The 25,573-nt window shown below is 34.5% G+C and carries 15 protein-coding genes and 1 riboswitch; of the genes, 8 read left to right on the top strand and 7 right to left on the bottom strand.

What is annotated here, in order from left to right:
* Positions 1 to 317: 317 nt before the first annotated feature.
* The 4 genes from KA909_RS12385 to KA909_RS12370 all read right to left on the bottom strand — a co-directional run bounded on the left by KA909_RS12385 (position 318) and on the right by KA909_RS12370 (position 5,536).
* Positions 318 to 1,421, bottom strand: coding sequence for a mannitol-1-phosphate 5-dehydrogenase (locus KA909_RS12385; protein WP_210130280.1), 1,104 nt, complete (start codon positions 1,419 to 1,421; stop codon positions 318 to 320).
* Entirely contained in the window at positions 1,421 to 1,855 is a 435-nt protein-coding gene (locus KA909_RS12380) for a PTS mannitol transporter subunit IIA (RefSeq protein WP_033079814.1), read from the bottom strand. The genes KA909_RS12385 and KA909_RS12380 overlap by 1 nt, the downstream gene beginning before the upstream one ends.
* 11 nt (positions 1,856 to 1,866) lie before the next feature.
* A complete protein-coding gene (locus KA909_RS12375; RefSeq protein ID WP_193838749.1) occupies positions 1,867 to 3,903 on the bottom strand; it encodes a BglG family transcription antiterminator in 2,037 nt (678 codons plus the stop codon).
* 73 nt (positions 3,904 to 3,976) lie between these two features.
* A complete protein-coding gene (locus KA909_RS12370) occupies positions 3,977 to 5,536 on the bottom strand; it encodes a PTS mannitol transporter subunit IIBC (RefSeq protein ID WP_210130279.1) in 1,560 nt (519 codons plus the stop codon).
* A gap of 379 nt (positions 5,537 to 5,915) precedes the next feature.
* Between KA909_RS12370 and KA909_RS12365 the strand changes: the two genes are divergently transcribed.
* The 5 genes from KA909_RS12365 to KA909_RS12345 all read left to right on the top strand — a co-directional run bounded on the left by KA909_RS12365 (position 5,916) and on the right by KA909_RS12345 (position 12,320).
* A complete protein-coding gene (locus tag KA909_RS12365; protein WP_193838751.1) occupies positions 5,916 to 6,131 on the top strand; it encodes a zinc ribbon domain-containing protein in 216 nt (71 codons plus the stop codon).
* A 115-nt stretch (positions 6,132 to 6,246) separates the two neighbouring features.
* Positions 6,247 to 6,350, top strand: a riboswitch (TPP riboswitch).
* A 184-nt stretch (positions 6,351 to 6,534) separates the two neighbouring features.
* Positions 6,535 to 8,271, top strand: coding sequence for a phosphomethylpyrimidine synthase ThiC (gene thiC, locus KA909_RS12360; protein WP_193838752.1), 1,737 nt, complete (start codon positions 6,535 to 6,537; stop codon positions 8,269 to 8,271).
* 244 nt (positions 8,272 to 8,515) lie between these two features.
* Positions 8,516 to 9,421 (top strand): EamA family transporter RarD, encoded by a 906-nt coding sequence (rarD, locus tag KA909_RS12355; protein ID WP_193838753.1) that lies wholly within the window; start codon positions 8,516 to 8,518, stop codon positions 9,419 to 9,421.
* A 189-nt stretch (positions 9,422 to 9,610) separates the two neighbouring features.
* Positions 9,611 to 10,216, top strand: coding sequence for a stage II sporulation protein M (locus KA909_RS12350; RefSeq protein WP_193838754.1), 606 nt, complete (start codon positions 9,611 to 9,613; stop codon positions 10,214 to 10,216).
* Between the two features lie 544 nt (positions 10,217 to 10,760).
* Positions 10,761 to 12,320, top strand: a complete 1,560-nt coding sequence (locus tag KA909_RS12345) for an RNA-directed DNA polymerase (RefSeq protein WP_193838755.1) — start codon at positions 10,761 to 10,763, stop codon at positions 12,318 to 12,320.
* Positions 12,321 to 12,874: 554 nt separating this feature from the next.
* Here KA909_RS12345 and KA909_RS12340 read toward each other — a convergent pair.
* The 3 genes from KA909_RS12340 to KA909_RS12330 form a co-directional block, all read right to left on the bottom strand.
* Positions 12,875 to 14,104 (bottom strand): restriction endonuclease subunit S, encoded by a 1,230-nt coding sequence (locus KA909_RS12340; RefSeq protein ID WP_193838756.1) that lies wholly within the window; start codon positions 14,102 to 14,104, stop codon positions 12,875 to 12,877.
* Entirely contained in the window at positions 14,097 to 15,653 is a 1,557-nt protein-coding gene (locus KA909_RS12335; protein ID WP_193838757.1) for a type I restriction-modification system subunit M, read from the bottom strand. Before KA909_RS12335 ends, KA909_RS12340 begins: the two co-directional genes overlap by 8 nt.
* A 116-nt stretch (positions 15,654 to 15,769) precedes the next feature.
* Positions 15,770 to 18,556: a type I restriction endonuclease subunit R gene (locus KA909_RS12330; RefSeq protein WP_210130278.1), complete on the bottom strand. Its 2,787-nt coding sequence runs from the start codon at positions 18,554 to 18,556 to the stop codon at positions 15,770 to 15,772.
* A 243-nt stretch (positions 18,557 to 18,799) separates the two neighbouring features.
* Between KA909_RS12330 and KA909_RS12325 the strand changes: the two genes are divergently transcribed.
* The 3 genes from KA909_RS12325 to KA909_RS12315 all read left to right on the top strand — a co-directional run bounded on the left by KA909_RS12325 (position 18,800) and on the right by KA909_RS12315 (position 25,413).
* The gene (locus tag KA909_RS12325; RefSeq protein WP_193838759.1) at positions 18,800 to 20,569 is read left to right on the top strand and encodes a zinc-ribbon domain-containing protein; all 1,770 of its coding nucleotides are present in this window, start codon (positions 18,800 to 18,802) and stop codon (positions 20,567 to 20,569) included.
* Positions 20,562 to 22,190, top strand: a complete 1,629-nt coding sequence (locus KA909_RS12320) for an ATP-binding protein (RefSeq protein ID WP_193839936.1) — start codon at positions 20,562 to 20,564, stop codon at positions 22,188 to 22,190. Before KA909_RS12325 ends, KA909_RS12320 begins: the two co-directional genes overlap by 8 nt.
* Positions 22,191 to 22,293: 103 nt before the next feature.
* Complete coding sequence (locus KA909_RS12315; protein ID WP_210130277.1) at positions 22,294 to 25,413, top strand: choice-of-anchor I family protein; 3,120 nt, start codon at positions 22,294 to 22,296, stop codon at positions 25,411 to 25,413.
* The last annotated feature ends 160 nt before the right edge of the window (positions 25,414 to 25,573 follow it).

Below are 25,573 nucleotides of genomic sequence, written 5' to 3'. Positions count from 1 at the left end.
AGACGCTACTAGGAATAGCATTAGCACTGAGACAAAACTTAAATAAAAAAAGAGTTAAATCACAACCTACAAGACTTTGAAAAAGGCTTATAAAGTGATTTAACTCTTTTCAATTATAAATAGCTTGGCTTCATAGTGGTTGATTGACATTAAGCATTTACATGCTTAATGTCTAATCAACTTTGTGGGGGCGAAAAAACGAATTCTTAAACACTAGAATTCTGTTTCGCTCCCAGCAATGCCTAGAGCAAGCGAGCAGCAACAATACGTAGTATTGTGTAACCTGCACGCATTCAATTGTTAGAGTATTTAACGCATTATAGTTCTTCGTACAAAGTTACAATTTCATCTGCTAAACGGTCATTGATTTTCGCATATTCTAATAAGAATGCTTTTACACCATGTGCATCAATATATTCACGCATTTCAACTGTTTCTTTATCGTTCATATCATCATATTTCAATAATAACGCTGCTGCTTTTAATAAGCCTTTGCGACGTAAGTTATTTTCATATAGATAAGATAAAGGTTTGATAATACGATCTTTAGGACCGATTTTACGGATTGTGCCACGACCTACACGTGTTACTTCGTCAGAAAGGTATGGATTTTCAAAACGACCAATAATTTTCTCAACATAAGCCGCTTGTTCATCTTTAGTGAAGCTGAAGTTATCTACGATGTACTCGCTTGTTTCACCTAATACTTGACGTAAATCTGCAACGATAGCATCATCTTTAACCGCATCTAAGACAGTATCTCTACCATAGAAACGACCAGCATATGCTAATAAGGCATGACCTGTATTAACAGTTAATAATTTACGTTCGATATAAGGTGTTAAATCATCAACATATTTAATATGTTCTAATTCTTCACCGTACCAAGCGTCTTTTTCAACAACCCATTCAAAGAAAGGTTCAACCATAACGTCTAAGATATTCTCATTTTTTTGAAGTGGGACAATACGGTCAACTGCAGAGTTTGCGAAGTGAATGTTATCACCTAATGGACCAGTGATATCTAAGATTGCTTCTTTAAGCGTATCAGTCGCCATAATTGCATTTTCACATGCCACGATGTTGACGTGATTTTCTTTTTCTTTTAACACTGGTGCGAATGATTTCGCAATAATAGGAAGAATGTTTACACCAACCGCAGTTGTAATGATATCTGCTTCAAGAATTGCTTGTTTCAACTCATCTGAAGGTTGACCACTGTTAATTGCACTAACACCAGTCACGCGTGTTGTTGTTTTCTCTTCATTAGCAAGAATAACGTTATATGCGCCTTCTTTATCTAATGCAGTGATAATGTCTTCGTTAACGTCTGCAAATGTGACATCAATATTGTTATCTGAAAGAATATAGCCGATGAATCCACGACCAATATTACCAGCTCCGAAATGTACAGCTTTCATTATGCATCAGCCTCCTCGAAGACTTGTTTGATTTCTTCCGCAGATTTAGCATTGACGATACGGTCAACATTTTCTTCTTCACTGAATGTAATTGCGATTTTAGATAATAAGTCTAAGTGTTCGCCGTCTTTACCAGCGATACCAACGACAACTTTCACTGTTTCGCCGTTCCAATCTACACCTTCAGGAATTTGAAGTAATGTTAAACCAGATGCTAATACATCACCTTTAGCTTCATCAGTACCGTGAGGAATTGCTAATCCGTTACCCATGAATGTAGAAACAAGTTGTTCACGTTCTTTCATTGCTTGGATATACGCTTCGTTTACAGAACCGCTATCTACTAACGCACGACCTGCTTTTTCGATGGCTTCGTCTTGGCTTCCTACAGATACGTTTAAAAAGATATTGTCATTACTAAATAATTCAGTCATTTTATACACTCCTAAGTTAATTGGTTTTGAATTCGTTTTAAAAAGCTATCTCTCAATATGTGTTTCATAGCGTCAGGGTCTTGCATGAAGTCATCAATTTGCTCGAGATGATGACCCAATTCAGCAGATAGTTCCCCGACAAGTTGTGCCATTTCATCATTATTTGGGATGAATAGGCTAACCATATATTTAATTTTGAAAAGGTCATTTTGAGTACTTTGCATGTCCATCTCTTGATTCAATATCGTGATGAGAATCAATGGACGAAGAATCAAATCATCCTTCATATGTGGAATAGCAACAGGGTAGGGTTGCAATATCCAACCAGGATTCTGATTCAATTTATCTTGCAACAGCTCAGCGAATGACGTCTGACTATTCGGCGCAATCACGCCATTGTCCTCAAGATAGTCAGCTAAATAGTGATTCCAAATAGTTACATCTTTATATTCAAATTGCATAGAGTTCAACAATGCTAAGCCTTGTTCGATGTTCCTGACTACTTGATTAGGATTTTGAATCGAATGTTTTACTTCGCGTATTTCATGTTGTTTTGCTTTATGCTCAGTCGTCTTTAAGAATGATGCCACATAGGTCACGTCAGCTTCTGGTAGTAGTGGGTTAACCGTAATGAATGGTGCTGAAATATCCAATTTAACGGTTGAAATAATACCATCGTAATCTTCAAGATTTAATCGTTTCAAATCACTGACGGACGCTTGTGTAATCTTCTCTATTTCATTGAACGATTGTTGTAATCGTGTTGCTAATAATCGACTTGTTCCAATACCACTACTGCAGACAACTAAAACATGTAGCAGTTGGCTCGACTGACTTTTTAAGGAGCCACCAAAATGCAAGACAATAAAGGCAATCTCGCTATCCGGGAAGACTAACTCCGGCCACGTCTGATCAATCGCTTTATGCACGATGTCGAAGAGACGAGGGTATTTGTACTTAATCATCTCAGTGAGTGGATTGTATGTCTCAATATTGGCTTCCAAACGATTAATCGCTGGATTGATGTGCAATGATAAGCCATGAACAAGTGTCGCATAGTCTTCAAATGTTTGGCCTGATAGACGTTCAACACGGTTTACAAATGCTTGTATTTTACGGTCGTCAAATTCATTATTCTCAAACATCTTGGAGGTTGTTCGGCGGTTTGCACCGCGTAAATGAATGGTGATAAATGTAACTTCCGCTTGATTAAAGTCGATATCGTATAGTGTCTCTATACGTTTCGCAATTTCTGTAGCAATTTGATGTTCAAATGTGTCTTTAACAGAATGATGAATCGCTTCATTTATGGATACATACTCTCCATTTTGAATGCGCGCAATACTCAATACAATATGGACGGTTAAGGTAAGGTAGCTCGACTCCGTTAAGGTGTACGGCAATTGGCCTAAGTAATCCATTAAGATACGTTCAATCTTAAAGATGCTATCCAAATCGACTAACGCTTGTTGTGACTGATTAATCGATTGATAGACAAAGTGATTCTCGATGACGGAGTAAACACTTGTACTATTTAAGTTATTTACCATCAATTGACTTAAGAACTCACGTTTCTTCGATTCAGGGCCATCAAGATATACCCCTTCACCACGTTTGCGATAAAGGTTAAGTTGATAGCTTGCGAGATCTTTCTCTAAGTCATCAAGTAATTTGGTTAATGATTGAACAGATACGCCAATTTCTTGCGCCAAGCTATATTGCTTCACCGCATGCTTGGATTGAATCAGTGCGTATAAGATAATCGCTTTTTGTTCTTCAACAGACAAGTCAATCGTATCGTGTTGGGCCATTTCTTGTTTTAAAAGTTGAATTTGGTCATCGTTACAAGACAACTTAATGCCTTTTTTATTCGCACGTTCAAGTGTCATATTGAATCCTTGAAGGTAGGTTTCAATGCCTTTTAATTCACGATGAATTGTACGAGAGGACACGCCAAGTTGTTGAGCAATTTCATAAATCGTGACGTATTGACCGTAATACTTAATTAGCAGTTCAATGATTTCCTTTTCACGTGTACTCATTAACATGGTGTGTCCCCCCTTTGAAGGAAGTCTGAACATAGGAAGCAATCGCGCTATGTTCGACTCCTAAACTATTTAATTATGCTTTGTCTTGATTTTTCTTCAAGTTGTTTAATAATTCTTCATAACGTGGAGAATTTAAGAAGTTATCCACTGAGATATGAATTGCGTTTGGAACTTGTTTGATTGCACGGTCGGTTAATGTTTTTTGTGTAATAACAAGTTGTGCATTATTTGGTAATTGGTTAATTGCAGTATTTGTAACGTTAACGTCTGAAATGCCTGCTTTTTTAAATTTATTACGTAACATACTTGCACCCATTGCACTAGAACCCATACCCGCATCACATGCGAAAATAACATGGTCAACATTGCTATAGTCATGCGCGTCTACGTCTTCAGTGTTGTAGTTATCAAGTAAGTCTTCTTCTTCGTCTTCTGATGAAGCTTCTGTATGATTGTCACCTTCAGCTTTGTTTGCTGCTACGCCAGCTGCGCCAGTACCAGTAGTGGCACCAGTTAATTTAGATGACACGCTAGATTTTTTACCTTTAGTAGATTCCATTTTTGCTGTTGCTGCTTCTAAATCTTGTTTAGGTTCTTTAGTTAATTTCATAATTAATGCGGCAACTACGAATGAAACAAGTGCTGCTAAGAATACGCCTAATACCATGTGTAAGAATTCGCCTTTAGGTGCATTTAAGCAATACACGATGAATGAACCTGGTGAAGCCGGACTCTTGAATCCGAAACCAGTTGCTTGGTAAGTTGCTACGCCAGTCATACCACCTAAAATAACAGCGATGAATAATAATGGACGCATTAATACATATGGGAAGTAAATTTCATGAATACCACCGAAGAAGTGGATGATACCTGCACCATATGAAGTTGCTTTAGCAGTACCTTTACCGAAGATCATGTACGCTAATAAGATACCGATACCTGGTCCAGGGTTTGATTCGATTGCGAATAGAATAGATTGACCTGCACTTGCGGCTTGGTCAGTACCAAGTGGTGTGAATACACCATGGTTAATCGCGTTGTTAAGGAATAAAATTTTAGCTGGTTCTACGATGATACTTACAATTGGTAATAAGTGTAAGTGTACTAAGAATTCAACTGCTACTGATAAGATGTGCATGATGAATTGCATAATTGGCGCCAATAGTTTGAAGCCAAGGATTGTCATAATGAATGCTAGAATACCTGCTGAGAAGTTATTGAATAACATTTCAAAGCCTTGTGGTGTTCTAGGTTGTAAGAATTGGTCAACTTTCTTCATTAACCAACCAACAAGTGGTCCCATAATCATTGCGCCAAGTAACATTGGTGTATCTGGTAATGCAACAATAACCCCCATAGTTGCTGTCGCTGCAACGATACCACCACGTAAGTCGTGAATTAAACGACCACCACTAAATGCGATAAGTAATGGAATTAAGTACGTGATCATTGGTCCTGCTAATTGAGATAATTCTTTATTAGGATACCAGCCATTATCAATGAAAATCGCAGCAATAAAGCCCCATGCGATAAACGCACCGATGTTTGGCATAATCATACTACTAAGGAATGAACCAAACGCTTGAACTTTACGGCCGAGACCTTTTTTCTCTTGTGTCTCTGTTTGAGCCATAACTACACCTCTTTTTTTATTCTGATTTGATACATCAATTGTAAGGGCGTAAGAAAGCGTCTTCAACATAAAGAAAATGCCACTTTGTCACAGTAAATGTGACAACAGTGTGGCAAGGTCATGGAGAATGGGTTTAGGGTTTGGATAGAAGTAATTAGCGAGCAAATCTGAAAGCCAAGTTTTGCATATATTTTGCCGAAAATCCTGAATTTAGATTGTTATTTATAAGATGACTTATCTATAATTTGAGAATTAAAAGAGTGATGTCAAACATCTTTAAAACAAACGTGTAATTCAACTGGAGATATTTAATATCTAAAGATTAGCGATTAATAAATAGGCTATAAAATAAGTAAGAAACAATAAAGGAGTGTTGTGTATGACTGGGAATGCAGGAAACGGCTGTGTGAAATGTGGACATACAGAAGTGGAAGAGGGGACACTATCGGCAACAGGTTCTGGACTATCTAAGATGTTTGATGTCCAACATAACAACTTTAAAACAATCACTTGCAAGAATTGTGGTTATACAGAGTTTTATAAAACTGATAAAAATAGAACAAGTGATATTATTGATTTATTCTTTGGTGGATAAGTTAAGTAAATAGAATTTTAGACAGTGGTTATTAAGACCACTGTTTTTCTATGCACAATAAATCTTAATTTGTAGTAATATGACACGTTTGGTACAATTATGCTTGTAATACAATATCATCTGCTAGGGGTGCTTTAAGTGGCTGAAAGGAGTTTAAAACTCCAACCCTTCGTACCTGATCTAGTTAATACTAGCGTAGGGAAGCAAGTGAGTACATTTAGACTAAAAGATATTAAAGTTAAAAGGTTTGTTCACTTTCACTTTAATAATTTAAGATACATATAAATTTGTTTAATATACTTTGCTTATTTTCTTATGCATTCAGTGTTCAGCTGAATGTTTTTTTGTGCATGTATTGATCAGTCATTTGAGATATACCTAGTGGCATAGGAAGGTTATGTATATGAAACAAGAATTGATTAATTTTAAAAAGAATTTTCCAGCGAGCAAACGAATCTTTAAAACAGGAAAGAACGACGAAATCAAAGTTCCATTTCGTGAAATTGAGTTGTCGGATACGCAACTTGAAAGTAGTTCATTTAAAAATGAACCAATAATAGTGTACGATACAGCGGGACCTTACCATGATGAGAGTTATGAGGTAAATGTTAATCGAGGGATTCCAAAAATTAGAAGATCATGGATTGCTGAACGTGAAGATGTCGTATGCTATGAAGGACGCAAGGTTCAATCGATTGATAATGGCTTTAAGAAAGATGGTCATAAAAACTATGTAGCACACCCTTTTCATTATCAACCGAAACGTGCAATGAAAGATAAAGTTGTAACCCAAATGCATTATGCGAAACAAGGCATTATCACTAAAGAAATGGAATTCGTTGCGATTCGTGAACAAGTAGACCCAGAATTTGTGAGAGAAGAAATTGCGAGAGGACGTGCGATTATACCGAGTAACATCAATCATCCTGAATCAGAACCGATGATTATTGGAAAGAATTTTAAAGTTAAGATTAATGCGAACATTGGTAACTCCATCGTTTCATCTTCGATTGAAGCGGAAATCGAGAAATTGGTGTGGGCAATTCACTGGGGTGCAGATACGATGATGGATTTGTCGACAGGTAAGAACATCCATTCTACTCGCGAATATTTGATTCGTAATTCACCAGTTCCAGTAGGTACGGTACCAATTTATCAAGCTTTGGAAAAGGTAAACGGTGTAGCTGAAGACTTAACTTGGGAAGTTTATCGAGATACGTTAATTGAACAAGCCGAACAAGGTGTCGACTACTTCACGATTCATGCTGGCTTGTTGTTACATTACATTCCACTAACTGTCAATCGTTTAACAGGTATTGTATCGCGTGGAGGATCAATTATTGCGCAATGGTGTCTTGCACATCATGAAGAAAGTTTCTTATATACGCATTTTGAAGATATTTGTAAAATCTTAAACAAATATGATGTGGCAGTATCTCTAGGAGACGGTTTACGTCCAGGTTCAATTTATGATGCTAACGATGAAAGCCAAATTGCAGAACTTAAAACACTAGGTGAATTAACTGAAATTGCTTGGAAACATGATGTGCAAGTCATGATTGAAGGACCAGGACATATCCCAATGTATAAAATAAAAGAGAACCAGGATTTAGCAGATTTCTATTGTAAAGAAGCACCATTCTATACATTAGGCCCCTTAGTCACTGATATCGCGCCAGCATATGATCATATAACATCTGCCATTGGTGCAGCCCAAATTGCAAGTTATGGCACAGCGATGTTATGTTACGTAACACCTAAAGAACATCTTGGTTTACCAAATAAAGACGATGTTCGTGATGGTGTTGTAACATATAAAATCGCAGCGCATGCAGCCGACTTAGCGAAAGGCTTACCAGGTGCTACGGTTCGCGATGATGCGATTAGTAAAGCACGCTTTGAATTCCGTTGGATAGATCAATTCAATTTATCATTAGACCCAGAACGCGCAAGAGAATTTCATGATGAAACCTTACCCGCTGAAGCTGCAAAAATTGCACATTTCTGTAGTATGTGTGGACCCAAATTCTGTTCAATGAAATTGTCACATGAGATTCGTGATTCATATAAAGAACAATTAGAAGGTATGAGAGAAAAAGCCGAAGAGTTTAGAAAATCAGGCAACAAAATCTATCAATAATACAGAATTACCTTATAGCAGTGGCTTGTGTAGTCACTGCCATTATTATTTTTGAATTAAAGGGTAAGACTTCGGGTTGTGTGATGTTAGAGTGATGGATGTCTAAATTCGGGTTAATTCGACCTGATTCATTGGGAATTTAAGAGATTTTGAGCAGTTTATATATCTAACCTTCTTAACTATTGGTACCATAGTTGTATTACTAAATACATATTTCCAGGGTTATACCGATAGGAGGGTTTGGATGAATTCCAATACTGAATTCAAAAAAGGGATTCTATATGCGTTAGGGGCATATGTACTATGGGGAATCTTGCCAATTTATTGGAAATTAATTGGTGGCGTTAGTGCATTTGAAATCTTAGCTTATCGCATTGTATTATCCATGATCTTTATGATTCTAATGATCGTCGTTTTAAAGAAATCACAAACATTCAAGCGTGATTTGCAACATCTATTCTCACATCCAATTGAACTTATCGTCATCATTATTGCCGGTTATGTGATTACGGTGAACTGGGGAACGTTCATTTGGGCTGTATCTAATGGCCACGTCCTTCAATCTAGTTTAGGTTATTACATTAATCCATTAGTCAGTATATTATTGGCGTTTATTTTCCTAAAAGAAAGGTTTAATAAATTTGAATCTTTAGCCATCGTATTTGCGGCAATCGGAGTACTCTATATGACGATACGCGTTGGAGAATTTCCAGTTATCTCATTAATGCTTGCTTTCTCATTCGGCATTTATGGCTTGTTGAAGAAGATTGTTAAAATCGAAGCCATCAGCAGTATTGCGATTGAATGTATCGTCACAGCGCCAGCGGGATTAATTTATATGATTTATTTATGGAAGACAGGAACGTCATCAGTCGGTATGAACATGGATACCTTCTGGCTACTATTCTCAGGGGCAGTAACAGCCATTCCATTAATTTTATTCTCAGCAGGTGCTAAACGAATTCCTTTATCTCTAACAGGATTTATTCAATACGTTGGACCAACGATCATGTTCTTCTTAGGTATCTTTGCCTTTAAAGAACATTTTGACGCACAACAATTAGTTACGTTCGCACTTATTTGGTTCGGAATTATACTATACAGTATCTCTCAATATGTGAAGATGAAACGCAATCCAGGACCTCAATAATCACTTCAATCTAGTTAAAATAAGCTATGAAGAAACCGATAATGCAAGGTTTCCTCATAGCTTTTATAATGTCAGAGCGCTAATGTGAACGTGTACATGCGAACATTAAGTCTACCTTAAATCTCTGAAAAAGATATTAAAATACCGTATAAGATTTGTTAGTATAAGTGGCGACAGAGGAGGTCGATTATGCTGAAATCAATTAACTTGGATATTGTTAAACGTGCCGTAAAAATATTTATAGTGGCTACGATATGTGTAATCATTACTACGCTATTCTGTTATTTTGTTCATCCGTCAATTAATGACTTGAAGAATATGGGAAATGCGAGCGAAAAGATTGGCGAAGCTAAAGGACTTGAGAAAGTGTGGAAATATATCGTTAATAACGGCTTTCAAGTGCCACTACAAATGTTTATCTTAGCCTTACTACCTATACCTTATCTTTATTTGATCAATTTAGTGGTTACCATTCTTATGCCTGGCATAATGTTTGGCTTTCTTCTGAGTTTTGATTTACATAAAGGCTTGATAGGATGTATTGCATTTATTCCGCATTATACATTTGAAGTCATGGGCTTTTGCATTTTAGCAAGTGCATTGTATATGTTGAATAAAGCCATCACACGTCGCTTTACCAATCTCTTCAGGAAAAGTAAAAAAGAAAACTACGCGTTAAAAGTTAACTTAATCAACGTAATCAAATCCTATGTATTGATCGCATTACCATTAATCATCATCGCAGCATTTCTAGAAACATATGTAGCTAATTTTATATTTAATATTTTGAGTTGATTCTCATACATAAAGCCAAATGAACCCTATCTTGCGTTCATTTGGCTTGTTTGTGCATTTATTCAATTTCTGATTGGATATTCAGGAGTTCGTGGTTGAAATATTTATTTTGACTAACATTAACGTCAGAGAACATTCATGAGAAGTTGCAACTCTAACAGACTTAGTGGTCTATAAAAAAGAAAACGTCATGTACGTTTATCGTGAAACTATATTATTAGCCATTATCGTTAATATGTTAGGTTTCATATGTAGTTATTATTCACATAAATTTATCATGAGTAAATTACCACCGAACAATATCGTGGCAGACATGACATTCCTATTGAAACAACTTCGTTCTATCATCTGTATTAACATTTATCTTTGCATTTATCGTTATGAATATCATGGAAGGTAAGATGAATATGAAAAGCGTGCTAAATTTTTTGAAATAAATCTTTATTTTATAAATAATTTGTAATAGTAAATAAAAATTAAGTGTATAATAGTTGTAAATTTTAGAAATAATTAAGAATTTATATGTAAAAGCTTAGAGGTCTATATGAAAAAATACTATGAATATATTGAAGAAATTACTAAAGATGAAGTATTAGAAGAATTTATAAGTTATGGATTATTTAACGATAAGTTACCACCTTTCCTTCAATCAAAAGAGTATTATCAATATTATAAAAATACTAATATTAAATTTGATAAAAACATGAAAAAACCAAAGACTTATATATTATATGAAAGTTACCGAAATATAAACATTCCTAGACAGTTAGCTATTCCTAATCCATTTTCCTATTCATTACAGTGTGAAACATTATCGGAAAATTGGACAGAATATGTAAATCATTTTCAAAAATTAACTGAAAACCAACATTTTAAAATTAGTCGAATTCACATCAGAAAAAAAAGCAAGAAAAATGGCTTGTTCGAAATGAATTATTCTAATTATAAAATAGATGGGAGTCCCAATATTGATTTATTAATTGGAGCAAAATACAAAGTTTCTGCAGATATTTCTAATTGTTTTCCAAGTATATATACACATGCTATCACTTGGGCATTAATCTCAAAAATTGAGGCAAAAAAATATAAATCCAGACAATATCAAAATGAATGGTTTAATGAAATTGATTTATATACGAGAAATATGAAAGAAGGGGAGACACATGGCCTTCTCATAGGCCCACATACATCTAATTTATTAGCAGAAGTTATTTTATGTGAAATAGATAATAATTTGCATTCAGAGAAATTTAATTATATTAGAAATATTGATGATTATACATGCTATACTGCTAGCATATCTGAAGCAAATAATTTTTTATATTCTTTACAAAAGCATTTACGAAATTATGGTTTGAGCTTAAATTATAAAAAAACAAAAATTGATAAACTTCCTAAAGAAACTGAAGAGAATTGGATTAGAAATATCAAAACTTTTTTCATAAAAAATTCTAATGATTATATTGATTACAACAGTTGTAAGTATTACATGAATTTAGCAATTAGTTTGGCTGAAAAGGAATCTAATGCGGCAATTATAAATTATGCAACTAAAGTTTTAAATAAAGAGAGGCTTTCAAATAATGCAAAAAGATATCTAACTAAAGTTTGGTTTCATTTAGCGATTATATATCCATATTTATTACCATTACTTGAAGAACAAATCTTATCCTTAAAACAATTTAACGAGAGTGAGTTAAAGGGAGTTCTTTATCAAATTTATAAAGAAAACTATAGAATTAATAATTATGAGGGTGTTAGTTATGCGCTTTACTTAGCTGTTAAATATAATATCAATATTCTCAATACTGAAGAATATGATGAACTAATAAATTGTGAAGACTGTTTATTATTATTAATTCTATACATGTATGGTATGGCATTTAAATTCGGCAAAGGAAAGAAAAAATTGACTAAATTAGCTAAAGATTTATCAAAAGATAATTTTGATGCATATTGGTTATTTATTTATGAGGTTCTATCTAAAGAACAATTGTCTAAGCAAGAATGGAAGGCTATGAAAGAAAAAGGAATAAGTTTTATTAAATATGAATTCAATCTATATAGTATATTCAATGCTTTTGACCATAGTAATATTAATTAATACTGTGATCAGTTAAGTGCGTATGCATAAAAAAATATATCATCTACTATTTTGGCGACAATAATAGATATACAATTAAATATCTACTTCATGTTTTTATGATGTCCTAGCAAAAGTAATTATGAAAACAAAAAATTGTAACTGACTTTTAAACACTATATTTCAGCCCATACAAAATGTTTGTGTAAATACTTTATTGTTTTTACGGCAAAATATAAAATAAAGCTTATTCGCAATAAACATGGATTATCAATAGTAGAGATTATAAAATTATATTGAAAATGGAAGGTCGTAGAAATTGAGAAGTTCACGTGATGTGAGAACATGCTCATATTGTGATAAGCCTATGAATTTAAAATATAAATTATATTTTAGTATTTGTTAAAGTAATACAAAGACACATGAGACTTAAACTAAAGAGATAATATTGTTTTGAGTTGAACAGGAAAAAGCTAACGTCTTTAGACGCTAGCCGTTAAAGTAATATTATAGCTTTAGGGATAACTGCCTGTTTCTCAGGTAGTTATCCTTTACATAATGGGACTTTATCAGAATTACAAGAACATCTTCTGTAAGAGTCCTTGCTTGCGTTGTTTTAGTAATTTAAGTTTAGTTTTCTGTTTCTCTATTAATCGATTATTTTTATAAAATAATCTCCCTATTTTTTGTTGCTCTTTTATTGTAGGAGTTGATATTTTGATTTCTTCCATTTGCTTTCTTGAAACTTCTGTAAATGTTGAACCTGCTCCTACTCTTTCAGCATATCTCTTTAATAGACTTGTCATAGAGTATACAAAATAAGAGTCTAATAAATTTTCTTTAGGTACAATAGATTGAAAACCTTGATTAGTTGTTGATTCTTTAGAAAGTATTGCTGTTTTCCCTATTCCAGCTCTTGACGTAAATAGAACAGTACCAATTGGCAAAAGTTTTGCGGAGCTTTTTCGTAGTCCTTTTTCAGTTATCATCTTTTGACTTTCGTTAACAAAATCTTTATCCCCTATTTCAACTGGTGAAAACCAATTTATATTACCATCCCAATAAGTATCATCTTTTGTACTAGGTGTTCCTCCACCAATAATTTCGGCTATATCTTTTAATTTCTTTATACTCCACTCTGGATATTCATTGCCATTTTTATCTTTAAACCTCAACTCTTGTGAGAAAATCTTTTGCATATAGCCTTTCTTTTGTTGTTCTAAAAGTTCAAGTTTCTGTTCTTCTAACTCAATCTGGCGGTCGAGTTTGCTAAAGAAAACCCCTATTTTGACTTGTTCTTTTTTAGATTCGGGTATGTTAATTTCAAATTTGCCTAAATCACCTAAATAAATACCTGGTTGTGCGGAGACAACTTGATTTCTTTTGAGTTTCTTTTTAAATACAAAAGTTTGAAAAAGGTATAAAAAATATAAACTTGAAAAACAATCTTTGAATCTTAAAATAGCTACACTTCTTTGAAAGGCAATGTTATAAGGATTTTTTACAAGAGCAACATTACCTATGGTGCCGACTATTGAAAGTAAAAGATCATCTGTTCTTAAATTATAGTTTTTATAAATTTTATTAAAGTCAGTTTGACTTATTTTTCTATCATTTTCCACTATAGTTATTTTGTTATTCTTTATATTTTTTGCACTTAAAAGCCATGGACCTATTTCAACATCTTTATGAGTGCCATGTGTTCCATCTTTTAATAAAGTTGTTACTAATGTTAACTTGCTAGTTACCCAATTTTCTTCAAACCCTGGGAATCTTAGTTCTGGAGTATTTTGCTGTTCAGTCATTTTTCAACACTCCTAGTTCTTTAAGATAATCATTGATTTCTGATTCTACGTCGGCGATTTCTTTGTCGATGTCTGCGAGTTGTTGTTGGACTTGGTCTAGATCAATCGGTTCTTCTTCTTCGAATGTATCGACGTATCTTGGGATATTAAGGTTATAATCATTTTCTTTAATTTCTTCTAAAGTTGCTATATAGCTGTATTTATCAATGGTTTCTCTATTGCGGTAGGTTTCAACGATTTTGTTGACGTCTTCGTCGGTAAGATGGTTTTGGTTTTTACCTTTTTCAAAGGATTGAGAAGCATCAATAAACACTACGTCGTCATTCGCTTCACGACATTTCTTAAATACTAGAATGCTTGTTGGGATACTTGTACCGAAGAATAGGTTAGCAGGTAAGCCGATAACGGCATCTAAGTAATTCTTCTCTTCAATTAAATATTTACGAATGGTACCTTCTGCTGCGCCACGGAATAAAACTCCATGTGGTAAGACTACGGCCATAGTGCCATTATCATCTAAGTGGTAAATCATATGTTGAATAAAGGCGAAATCGGCTTTAGATTTAGGTGCAAGTTTACCATAGTTACTGAAACGTGCATCATCTAAGAATGAAGGGTCAGCACTCCATTTCGCGCTGTATGGTGGGTTAGCTACAACGGCATCAAAGCGTTCTTCACGTACTGCAGGGCTTTCAAGCGTGTCGTCATTTTCGATTTGGAAACGTTTATAGTTCACATCGTGGAGTAACATGTTCATTCGAGCTAGGTTGTATGTCGTACTATTGTATTCTTGACCATAGTATTGACGCACTTTAGCTTCTGCACCAACACGAAGGAGTAGGGAACCAGATCCGCACGTAGGGTCGTAAACGCTTTTTAAGTCTTGCTTTCCTGTTGTAACAATTTTAGCTAAGATTGTAGATACTTGTTGTGGTGTATAAAACTCACCAGCTTTTTTACCTGCACTTGCCGCGAATTGACCGATTAAGTATTCGTAGGCATCACCAAGCATGTCGATTTCAAGGTCACTATGAACGAAAGGCAAGGTTGAAATTTGGACCATCACTTTTGAAATCAGTTGTGTACGTTTCGCGTTTGTATTACCAAGACGGCTAGATGTTAGGTCCATATCATCGAAGAGATGAATAAAGTCATCTTCACTTTCATGACCACGTGTAGAGTTTTCAACGTTTTTCACGGCATTGCTTAAATCTTCAATTTGAAATGTTTGTTTTTCGATTTCTTTAATTAAATTACTAAATAAGTATTGAGGTTTAATGACAAAACCAATACGTGCGATTAATTCTTTCTCAACGATAGGTTTATATGTATCATTCTTCATGGCTTCTTCATACGAGATGCCATCTTTTTTTAGCAAGTCTGAAGCGATTTCTTCATTCTTCTCACTTAGGAAGCGATAGAAGATTAAGCCTAAGATATAGTTTTTGAACTCATTGGCGTCCATGTTCCCACGTAAGTCATTGGCGATGGACCATAATTTTCTTTGTAGATCAGCTTGTTGTTGACGTTGTTTTTCTGTCGTTGACACTGATGTTTCCCCCTTAATAAATGTAATTATATTGTTTGATATTTAAGTTTTTATATTTTATTTCTTATTTTAAATCACAAATTAAAATAAGTTAAGCGGGAAACCGCCTAACTTATTTAGTTTGCTGCGCCATATTTTTCTGTTGTTTCTTGAACGAAGGATTTAACGTTTTCAATCTTCTGGGTACGTACTAGTAAGCCCCCTGTAATACCTTGTTCAACAACGGCATTGTCTAATTGTCCGCTAAATTCATATTCATTAATGACTTCTTTAAGCAGTTCGACTGGATATTCTTTTGAATCTGCGAAGTCTTGAATTTCTTTTTCTTTGACCGTTTCCTCGAAATTAAAGTAAGCATCTTCAACAACAGCATCTTCATCTAAATGAGGAATGACTTTATCTAAGAATTCTCTAATTAATTCGGCTTTTAGGCGAAGTTTATCATCGTCAGCTTTATCTAATAATTGTTTGATTTGATTACGCACGCGCTCAGTTTGTTTTTTATCTGTTAAGTCAATGTTATTAAGTAAGTCTAAGATATATTGAACATTGATTAAATCGTTTCTAAGTACTTCGATTTTAAAGTCAATATCTTCTAAAACAGATGTCTTTTCAGCAGTATTGGTTGCTTTGACTTGATCATAAATATTGAGATATTTACTCTTATAATCTTCGTACGTTTGTTCATCAATACCTACCACATCTGTTGTGAAATAGAATTCGTCGAATGTTTTAAGTCGTTGCATAATACTCGCTAGGGCACGATAAATCATTACAAATTGATACTTGTCTTCTTCACGCTCTAAGTCATCTACACTATCTGGCGTTGGGGCAAGTTTGAATAATTGTTCTAACTCTGACTTGAATTGTGACAATATGACATCAAATGATGGACTTAATACGGTATCCGTATCGTTTGTTTGTGAAAAGAGCTCAATGGCTCTATCTGTATTGTCTTTCAAATTTCGATAGCAAACGATATTACCGTAAGGCTTCGTTTCTTTCTCAACACGATTGGTACGTGAGTAGGCTTGGATTAAACCATGATATTTCAAGTTACGATCGACATATAGTGTGTTTAGCTTCTTGCTATCGAAACCAGTTAAGAACATATCGACGACAATAAGGATATCAAGACGTTCGGCGGGGTTACCTTGTTTCACACGTTTAGAAATGTCATTAAAGAACCCATCGAATGAATCGAGTGAATAATTCTTGTCGAAGGTCGCGTTATAATCTTTCATTATTTCGGCAAGTTCATCTTTAGTATGCTTATTATCCGACTGTTGTTTACTATCTTCATTCGCTCCGTAAGTGAAAATGGTAGAAACATTTAAATCATGTTTGCCTTCTTCTTTGAGTTGTTTGAAGATTTTATAATACTTAATTGCCATTGGTATACTTTGTACAGTGAAGATGGAAGTATACATTTGATTACGTGTCTTCTTATGATGGTTATCAATCATATGTTGGGCAACTAATTTAAGACGGTCGTCAGCCATCCATAGTTCATTTTCATCGATATTAGCGACATATGTGTCGTCCATCTCGTGTAATTCCTTCGCAAATGTACTGATATATTCCACTGAGAAACCAAGTACGTTGCCGTCACGAATCGCATCTTTGATGAGGTAGGTGTGTAAACACTTTTCAAAAATATCTGCAGTCGCACGACCATCTTGACTTGAATTCTCTTCAAAGCGAGGCGTACCAGTGAAACCGAAATATTGAGCGTTAAGGAAATGTTGTCTAATAAGACGGTGCATCTCGCCAAATTGCGTACGGTGACACTCATCAATAATGAAGACAACTTTATCTTCCTTATATTTATCCATTACTTTAGCGCCAGTCTTAACCGCATTGGACATCTTCTGAATCGTAGTAACAATGAGTTTCTGATAAGGATCATCAACCTGCTTTAAAAGTTTATGTGTATTATCGGTTAAATCAACAGAGTCCATTTGGAATTTATTAAATTCTGCGAGTGTTTGACTGTCTAAATCTTTACGGTCTACGAGGAAGATGACTTTCTTAATGCCAGGATCTCTAGATAGAATTTGGCTCGTTTTAAATGATGTCAGTGTTTTACCACTACCAGTCGTATGCCAAATGTAGCCATTATTATTCGTTTCCGTAGCACGATTGATGAGTGCTTCCACTGCATACACTTGATATGGTCGAAGTGCCATTAAAAGTTTATCAGTTTCGTTTGTGATCATATAGCGACTAATCATTTTCGCCACGCGACAACGGTCAAGGAAGTCTTGGATAAATTCTTTTAAATTGTTAATTCGACGATTGTCTTTATCGCTCCAATAGAACATAAAGCTTTTGAATATTTCTTTATCACTGTTCGCATAATAACGTGTTTCCTTCTTATTACTCACAACGAATAATTGAATGAAGCGGAACAAGCCTCTGTAGTTATGTTTACGATAACGTTCAATTTGATTGAACGCTTGTGTAATCGCAATACCGCTACGTTTAAGTTCAATTTGAACAAGTGGCAGACCATTAATGAGAAGCGTCACATCATAGCGACCTTTATATTTATCATCGACTGATACTTGATTCGTAACTTGGAATTTGTTTTGACACCAATGTTCCGTATTAAAGAAGTATAAGTACACCTTCGATTCGTCATCTCTTTCAAGCGTGTAACTATCGCGCAGTTGCATTGCACTTTCAAAGACACTCTTATCACTAATATCAGTCATCAAACGCGCAAATTCAGTATCAGTGAGCGGTTTATTATTAAGTTTGTCCATATTTCGTTCATTTAAAATTTGACGAAAATTGTTAACCAATTGGTCATGATTTCTTAAGATTACTTTTTCATAACCTTGAGACTCTAGTTGCTTAATCACTTCATTCTCTAACGCCAATTCACCTTGATAACTCATAACATCACCCGAAAAATAGTATTTGGTTTAAATATAGCATAAGAGAATAAAGTGTTGTAGAAAACAATTAAATTAACTAAATACGCAGACTTAATTATATATTTTAGAGTGAAATACTACACTTATTTTCGAATTGTAAAAGATATAAAAATATTTATAAAAATTACAATAATTTTTAACTAATTTTATGATTGTTGTGCTAAACTAATTTCGAAAAATAAGTACTTTAAGGGGATAATTGAAATGAAATTTTGTCCAGAATGTGGAAATAAATTAATTGAAAATGCTAAATTTTGTCCGGAATGCGGATTTAAAATTGCAAGTATAAACAATAATAGTCAAAAAATCGAAGAAGTGGATGTAATAGAGAAGGTAAGTTCAGATGTGTATATTAAGTCATTACTAAATGAAACAAATCTAACAGATATCATGATTACACCTGATATTCCTGAAAAAGTTCTCATAAATGCATCAGTCAGTATTGCGGAAGGTATTGATCCAAATACTGTTATAGCATTAATCGATACTAGTTTATTAAATAATGGCAAATCAGGAGTAGTATTTACTGGGGCTGAAATGTATTTAAAAACTACGTTTGATAGTGTTAAGAAAATCCCTTTTGAAAATATAATATCAGCTGAGTATGATTCTGACAGAACAATCAATAATAAGGGAAAAGTAATTGAATATCATCGAGTAATCGTTTCATATGAAAACGGTGAAGATATAGAATTTAGCTCTGAACAATTTGATAGTGATTTGCCGTATAAACTTATTGCAAAGTTATTGAATGATTTTAATAAACGTGTAGATAATATTGCTTCTAAAAATCAAGTAGTGCAAATTAGTCAAATGAGTTCTGAAATATTGGAATTATATTTCAGAATTGTTATTGCATATTTAAAAGATGATGATGGCATTATTGATAGTCGGGAGTATAAAGAACTCATCAGTTTGATGACCAAAATAAAAGTTAGCAAACAATTGGCCAATGATTTAAGAAAGTATCGATTCGAAGATAAAGAAGATTTAACTATTGAAGAATTAATAGATCAACTTAAAAGTCAAACTAATAAAGATAATTTTTCAGAAGCTGCAGTAGAACAAACTTTGGCTATGGATATTATAGGAATGAATAGTGGTAAATTAGACACTATTAAGGATGACGAAGTATTAGTTAGAATGCTTAATAGATTAAATATTTCAGATAAACAACTGAAGTTTATTTTGAGAAAAATTAAAGCAGATAAAGAAATTATTGAAAGTAGAATGACAGATAGTCAAATTAAAGAAGTAAACAAAGAACTTGCTGCTGTGGCTAGTGGAGCCGGATTAGTGGCTCTGGGACTACTTACTAGTGGTGGAACTGTTTACCTGGGAATTATAGCGGGATTCGGTGTTTATAGAGGACTTAAATACTTCTCTGGCACAGGAGAAGCAGAGAAGTTTGGTATTAGAATTCAAACGCTTAATGACCGTATTAGTCAACTACGTATTGCTAATGCATACATTATTGAAGATATCAATTGGTTAAGTCAAAAAATGACAGATTTTGCTTTAAAATTACGTGAATCAAATGAACTTAGTTCAGAGTTGTATAAAGAATTAGAATTAATTATAAATCAAAATCAATCATTAGCTGATGCTGGTAGTTTAATTGAAGAGGATGAAACTTATTCTGAACGTGAATTGTTATTAACCATGGTTCCTGAAAGTTTAGATATAGGAAAATATAATGAATTATTAGCTAAAAATATTAATAAAGTTTATGCGGATGAAGTAATTAAAAATGTTTATTTGATAAATGGAGATTTAGATAATCAATCTGAAGCTGACGATGTCGCTTTAAGAGAGAATATCGAATTGGATGAATTAAAAGCAGTGCATACTGTTCTTGAAGATATCGGTTACTTCGATACAAAAGCATCAAGTATTGCTCAAAGTAAATCACTTGCTAAAAAAGGATTTTCAGGTTTGAAAAAATCATTGTTTAGTGGAGAAAAAGATGAGTAGACAGGGGAGAAAAGATAAAAAAGAACTAAAAGGTTTAGCAGAAAATCTGTTAGTAGATTATGAATTACGAAATCAAGCTAATGACAACCTTGATAAGTCTTTGCATAATATTGATGTTATGAAAGAGAATATCGATAATCAAATTAATATGAAAAAAGACTTATTGAATGAATTAAGAAAACGAAGATTAAATAATACTCAGTCTCAAGATTCTAATCTCACAAAATTTAATGATGAAGTGTTGAGAAATAAACTAAGAGATGGCCAAATATATGCTTCAAAATCTATTGATTTGGTAGAAACAAAAAATGTTAAAACAATAGATATTGATAGAGATGATTTTAATTCTTACGAATATAATAGACAATTCGCATTAGAAAATAATATAGATTTAACAAGTCCATTTTTAAATTTATATAGTAAACATGAGCAGGTTGAAGTGGCTCGTAAAATGATAGAAAAATTTGACTTACTAGAACTTGAAAAAGAGGACTATGGATTTGCAGCTGCAGCAGGTGTTATAGCAGGATTTATCGATGTAGTTTTTGTGGGCACAATTGCTAAAGGTAAAGATGCAAAGGGGTTACAAAAGGTTGTAGATGGTGGTTATGCAAAATTAGTAAAAGAATATGCATACCATGAAAGAATTGCAGAATTAAAAAAACATAAGAAAAAGGCAAATTCTCCTGAAGCTATTGAAAAACTAAATAAGAAAATAAATAAAATTAAAGAAAATAAACACAATGCTAGTTTAAAGTCGTGTATTAAGTACTTGGAGAAAAAACATCCAGTTGGTTATGATGCTGGACATTCTAAGGTTGTCCAAGGAATGTCACCGGATAACCATCATTTATTTTCATTAGGACATGATGCTAGTTTGTTAGGCTTAATAAGTAGTGTTTATAATCAATTAACTGGTACGGCTAGTTTTATTACAAATGAAGGTAAAATTATTACGACAGAAGCAAAAAATAAAAATATTGAATTAACAGGAAATATAGTAAATAAAATTATTCAAGCAGTGAACAATTGGTTTGGTCATCTAATGAGTGATGTCTCAGGAAGTAGTGGTTCAAAAGGAAGAGGCAGTGGCTTAGCTGTTCCTGGGGAAGCATTATTAAAAAAATTACAATTTGGTAAAATAAAAATTAATAATCAAGATATGAATATAGCAAAGGCTACTGATTGGATGTTTAAAAATGGATATGACCTTAGAGCCTTCACAACTGAGTTAATACCAGTCATAATTTTTGAGACATTGGTGCGTATATATTGGTTTTATAAACAATATTTTTATTATGGTAAATCATTTAAAGAAAGTTTACCTATAGCGAAAAATAGAGAGTTCTCACGTTTATTACTAGTTAGTTCTTCGACATTTACTAGTATAGATGTTACTCATGGAACTATTATGGCTGGGACTAAAGGAGGTACTCAACCAATGGGGATTGCTACTTTTATTATGACTGTAAATAAACCTGGTCTTGTGGATTTAGGATTTAGAAGCTTTCAAAATGCCCGTCTAGAACTTAAACATAAAAAACATGTTAATAAAATTATAGACGAAGACATTGTAGTAGAGTACAAGAGAGTGATGTCTTCTAGAGGTGTGTTTGAGTAACATTTGCACTTTACCATTTCTTTACTCACTCCCAATAATCCATAAATATTCCTCTTGTAAGATGGTGGTGTATACACTTTTATCTTACAGGGGGGATTTTTTTATGGATAAGAAGCAGTTTAGGAATAAGCGTGAGGCGTATTCGATTCGTAAATATTCAATCGGGGCGACGTCTATTCTTGTTGGGAGTTTATTATTGATAGGTGGGGGGCAAGCGTCTGCTGCGGAAAGTCATGAGGCGAACACTTCTGAAAAGGTTTCAACGGAACAAACGCAATCATCTAAAGAACAACCGAGTTATGAAGCCTCAACGCAACGTGTGGCACAACCACAAAATAAAGCGATAGCAACACAAGACATTCAAACTAAGGAAGAAGCATCTACTGAACAAGTACCGTCTCAAGAAGCGGATACAGAGGAAGATAAAGCGATACATAATGAGAATCAAAGTAATAATCAAACAGAACAAGTAACTAAAGAAACAACACAACAAAGTAAACCATCTAAGGATGTAACAACATCTCAAACACCAACTACACAAGAACAACCTAAAAAAGAACAATCACAAACTCAAGAACAACCTCAACATGAAATTAAAGAAACATCATCACAAAACAATACGCAAGAAGCACCTACACAAGAAACAAAAAAAGCAACACAACCAGCGACTAAAAACAGACAAACAGAAAACAGTCATACGACACAACAATCTAACCAAAATGCACATTCTGATGTATCTCAATCCAACGTAACATCAACTGAAGCAGTACAACATTCAAATGTGACACGTACGAATGCACACCCTTTTTCAAAAGAAACGCAAATGAATAAAGTAACGGCTACAGAAGCGCGTGATGTCACAGTTGCGGATGTGCCTAAATCACAACTGACGCATATGTCTTCGCAACAAAAGCAAGTGCTCTTCAATGCGTTACAACGTGATGCGAACGCGCAAGATCAACAACCGAAAGCAATCCTTTCTACAACACCTGAATGGACATCGGCACAACGTACAAAGAATGCGTCTCGCACTGGTCAAGATCAATTGAACATCACGCATACAGGACGTTATACAAGTGGTGCGGATTTCGATAAGGGTGGAACTGAAATTGTGAAATACAATCCAAAGAATGGCTATGCGTATTCGGTAAATGGTGATAAGGAAGCGTTGGATATTATTGATGTAAAGCATCCTGGAAAGGATGGCGCAATTCATTTAGTGAAGCGTATTTACCTGCAAGATAATGGAATTGAAGCGGGTGACTTAACGAGTGTGACAGTACATCCGAGTGGAGCGTATGTAGCTGTGTCAGCGCCAGCAGTGGATAAGACGAAGCCCGGGCATGTTATATTTTATGGTTCAAATGGTGAATATATCAATAACGTGACGGTCGGCAGTCTACCGGATATGGTCACTTTTTCAAAAGATGGCAAATATTTATTGGTCGCTAATGAAGGGGAACCAAGTGACGATTATATCGTTAACCCACCAGGTTCTGTGTCAGTGATTGATGTGGCGAATGGTCCTGAAAATGTAACTGCCAATAACATACGTACAGCAATGTTTACGAAAGAACATCAAGAAAGTATTCGCGCGTTAGGACCTAATGCGGAAGATGCCTATTTGAATATTGAACCAGAATATATTGCGGTTGATAGCCAAAGTAAATATGCCTATGTCACGTTACAAGAAGTGAGTGCCATCGCGAAGATCGACATTGCGAAGGGAAACATTGTCCAAGTGAAAGGGTTACCGTATAAGGACCATTCACTTGCCCAAAATGCGATGGATACGTCTGATGAAGATGGTAAATCAGAGTTACGACGTGTGCCTGTATTAGGGTTATTGCAGCCAGATGGTATCGATACGTATGACTATAATGGTGAAAACTATTTATTGATCGCAAATGAAGGTGATTCTCAAGATTATGAGGGTTATTCTGAGGAAAAACGTGTGAAGAAATTGAAAGATGATATTCAATTGGATGCACGTTATTACCAAGACTACACACAAGCAGAACTAGATGAAATGGTGAAAAATGGCTTGTTTGATGACGAACAATTGGGTCGTTTGAAAGTTACGACGTCACATGCGTTCAAAGATGCCAATGGGAAATACAATGCGCTAGTATCATATGGTGGTCGTTCATTCTCTATCTTAAGAGCCTCTGATTTGGAAATGATCTATGACAGTGGTATTGATATTGAGCAACGCGTATTAGATATATTGCCTGAACGATTTAATGCCAATTATGAATCAGCTGATGACATTAAAGTAGATGATCGTAGTGATGATAAAGGTCCAGAAGCTGAAAATGTGGTAGTTGGTAAAGTAGGCAGTCATTCATATGCCTTTGTCGGTTTAGAACGTGTGGGTGGTATTATGATTTATGATATTACAAACCCTAATGAACCGTATTTTGTGAAATATTTATATGACCCAGATAATAAAGATATTTCACCTGAGGGCATTACGTTTGAAAGCGCTGAAGACAGTCCAAATGGTAAACCAATGTTGATTGCGTCATTTGAGTTATCTGGCACAACATCCGCTTGGGAATTAGAAGATTTAACAGGTGATCAAGAAAGTGATGATGAAGGAGTTAATGATAACCCGGGAAATACTAACGGGGCGTCTAAAGATGATTCAGATAACCCTGCTCCTGAAAATGAATCACCCAATACCAATCATGGTGTAGATAATGGCGAACAACCTAATAACGAAAACGATAATTCAAGTAACGAAGAAGGCAATCATGCTTCTGTTGATAATAATGGAAATGATGAGGGCTTAGAACCACCTTATGAAGTCGGTGGTGACATATATGAAGATGATAGTGACGTCGTTATCTCAAATCAAGAAGATAACAATGCACAGTCAAATGAAGGAGTAGAGGAGAGTAAAGGTTCTTCCCACGATATGAATCATAGTGCTCATAACAATCATCAAGAAGAAAGCCATAATCAACAAACAACAAAATCTAACACTCATAACTTGAGTGTGATAAGCACTCAATCTTCAAGTCATCATGAAGTGATAACTCATCATGCAAGTGAAGTATCTGATGAGGTAAACCATTCAAATACTTCGGGTGACAACGTAACAAAAGCACTACCAAAGTCAGGTCAAACTGATACAAACACAACATTATGGTCAGTACTTTTAGGAGGCCTAGGCCTTGTATTAATTAAAAAACGCAAAACGTCAAAATCTGAGAAATAATGCTTCAGAGAGTGAGGCTGGAACATAAATAATATAATGAAGCTATTTTGCAAATTCGCAGTAGCTGACTGAACTGAGAAGGCGCTTAAATCAAGCTTTTCTCAGTTCTAGTCATCCTTGCGGGGGTGGGACGACGAATTCAAAAGAATTCTGTCCCACT

Origin of the sequence: Staphylococcus sp. GDX8P54P (assembly GCF_017893165.1) — a bacterium.
Classification (GTDB): domain Bacteria; phylum Bacillota; class Bacilli; order Staphylococcales; family Staphylococcaceae; genus Staphylococcus; species Staphylococcus borealis.
This window is presented reverse-complemented; position numbering and strand designations above follow the sequence as displayed.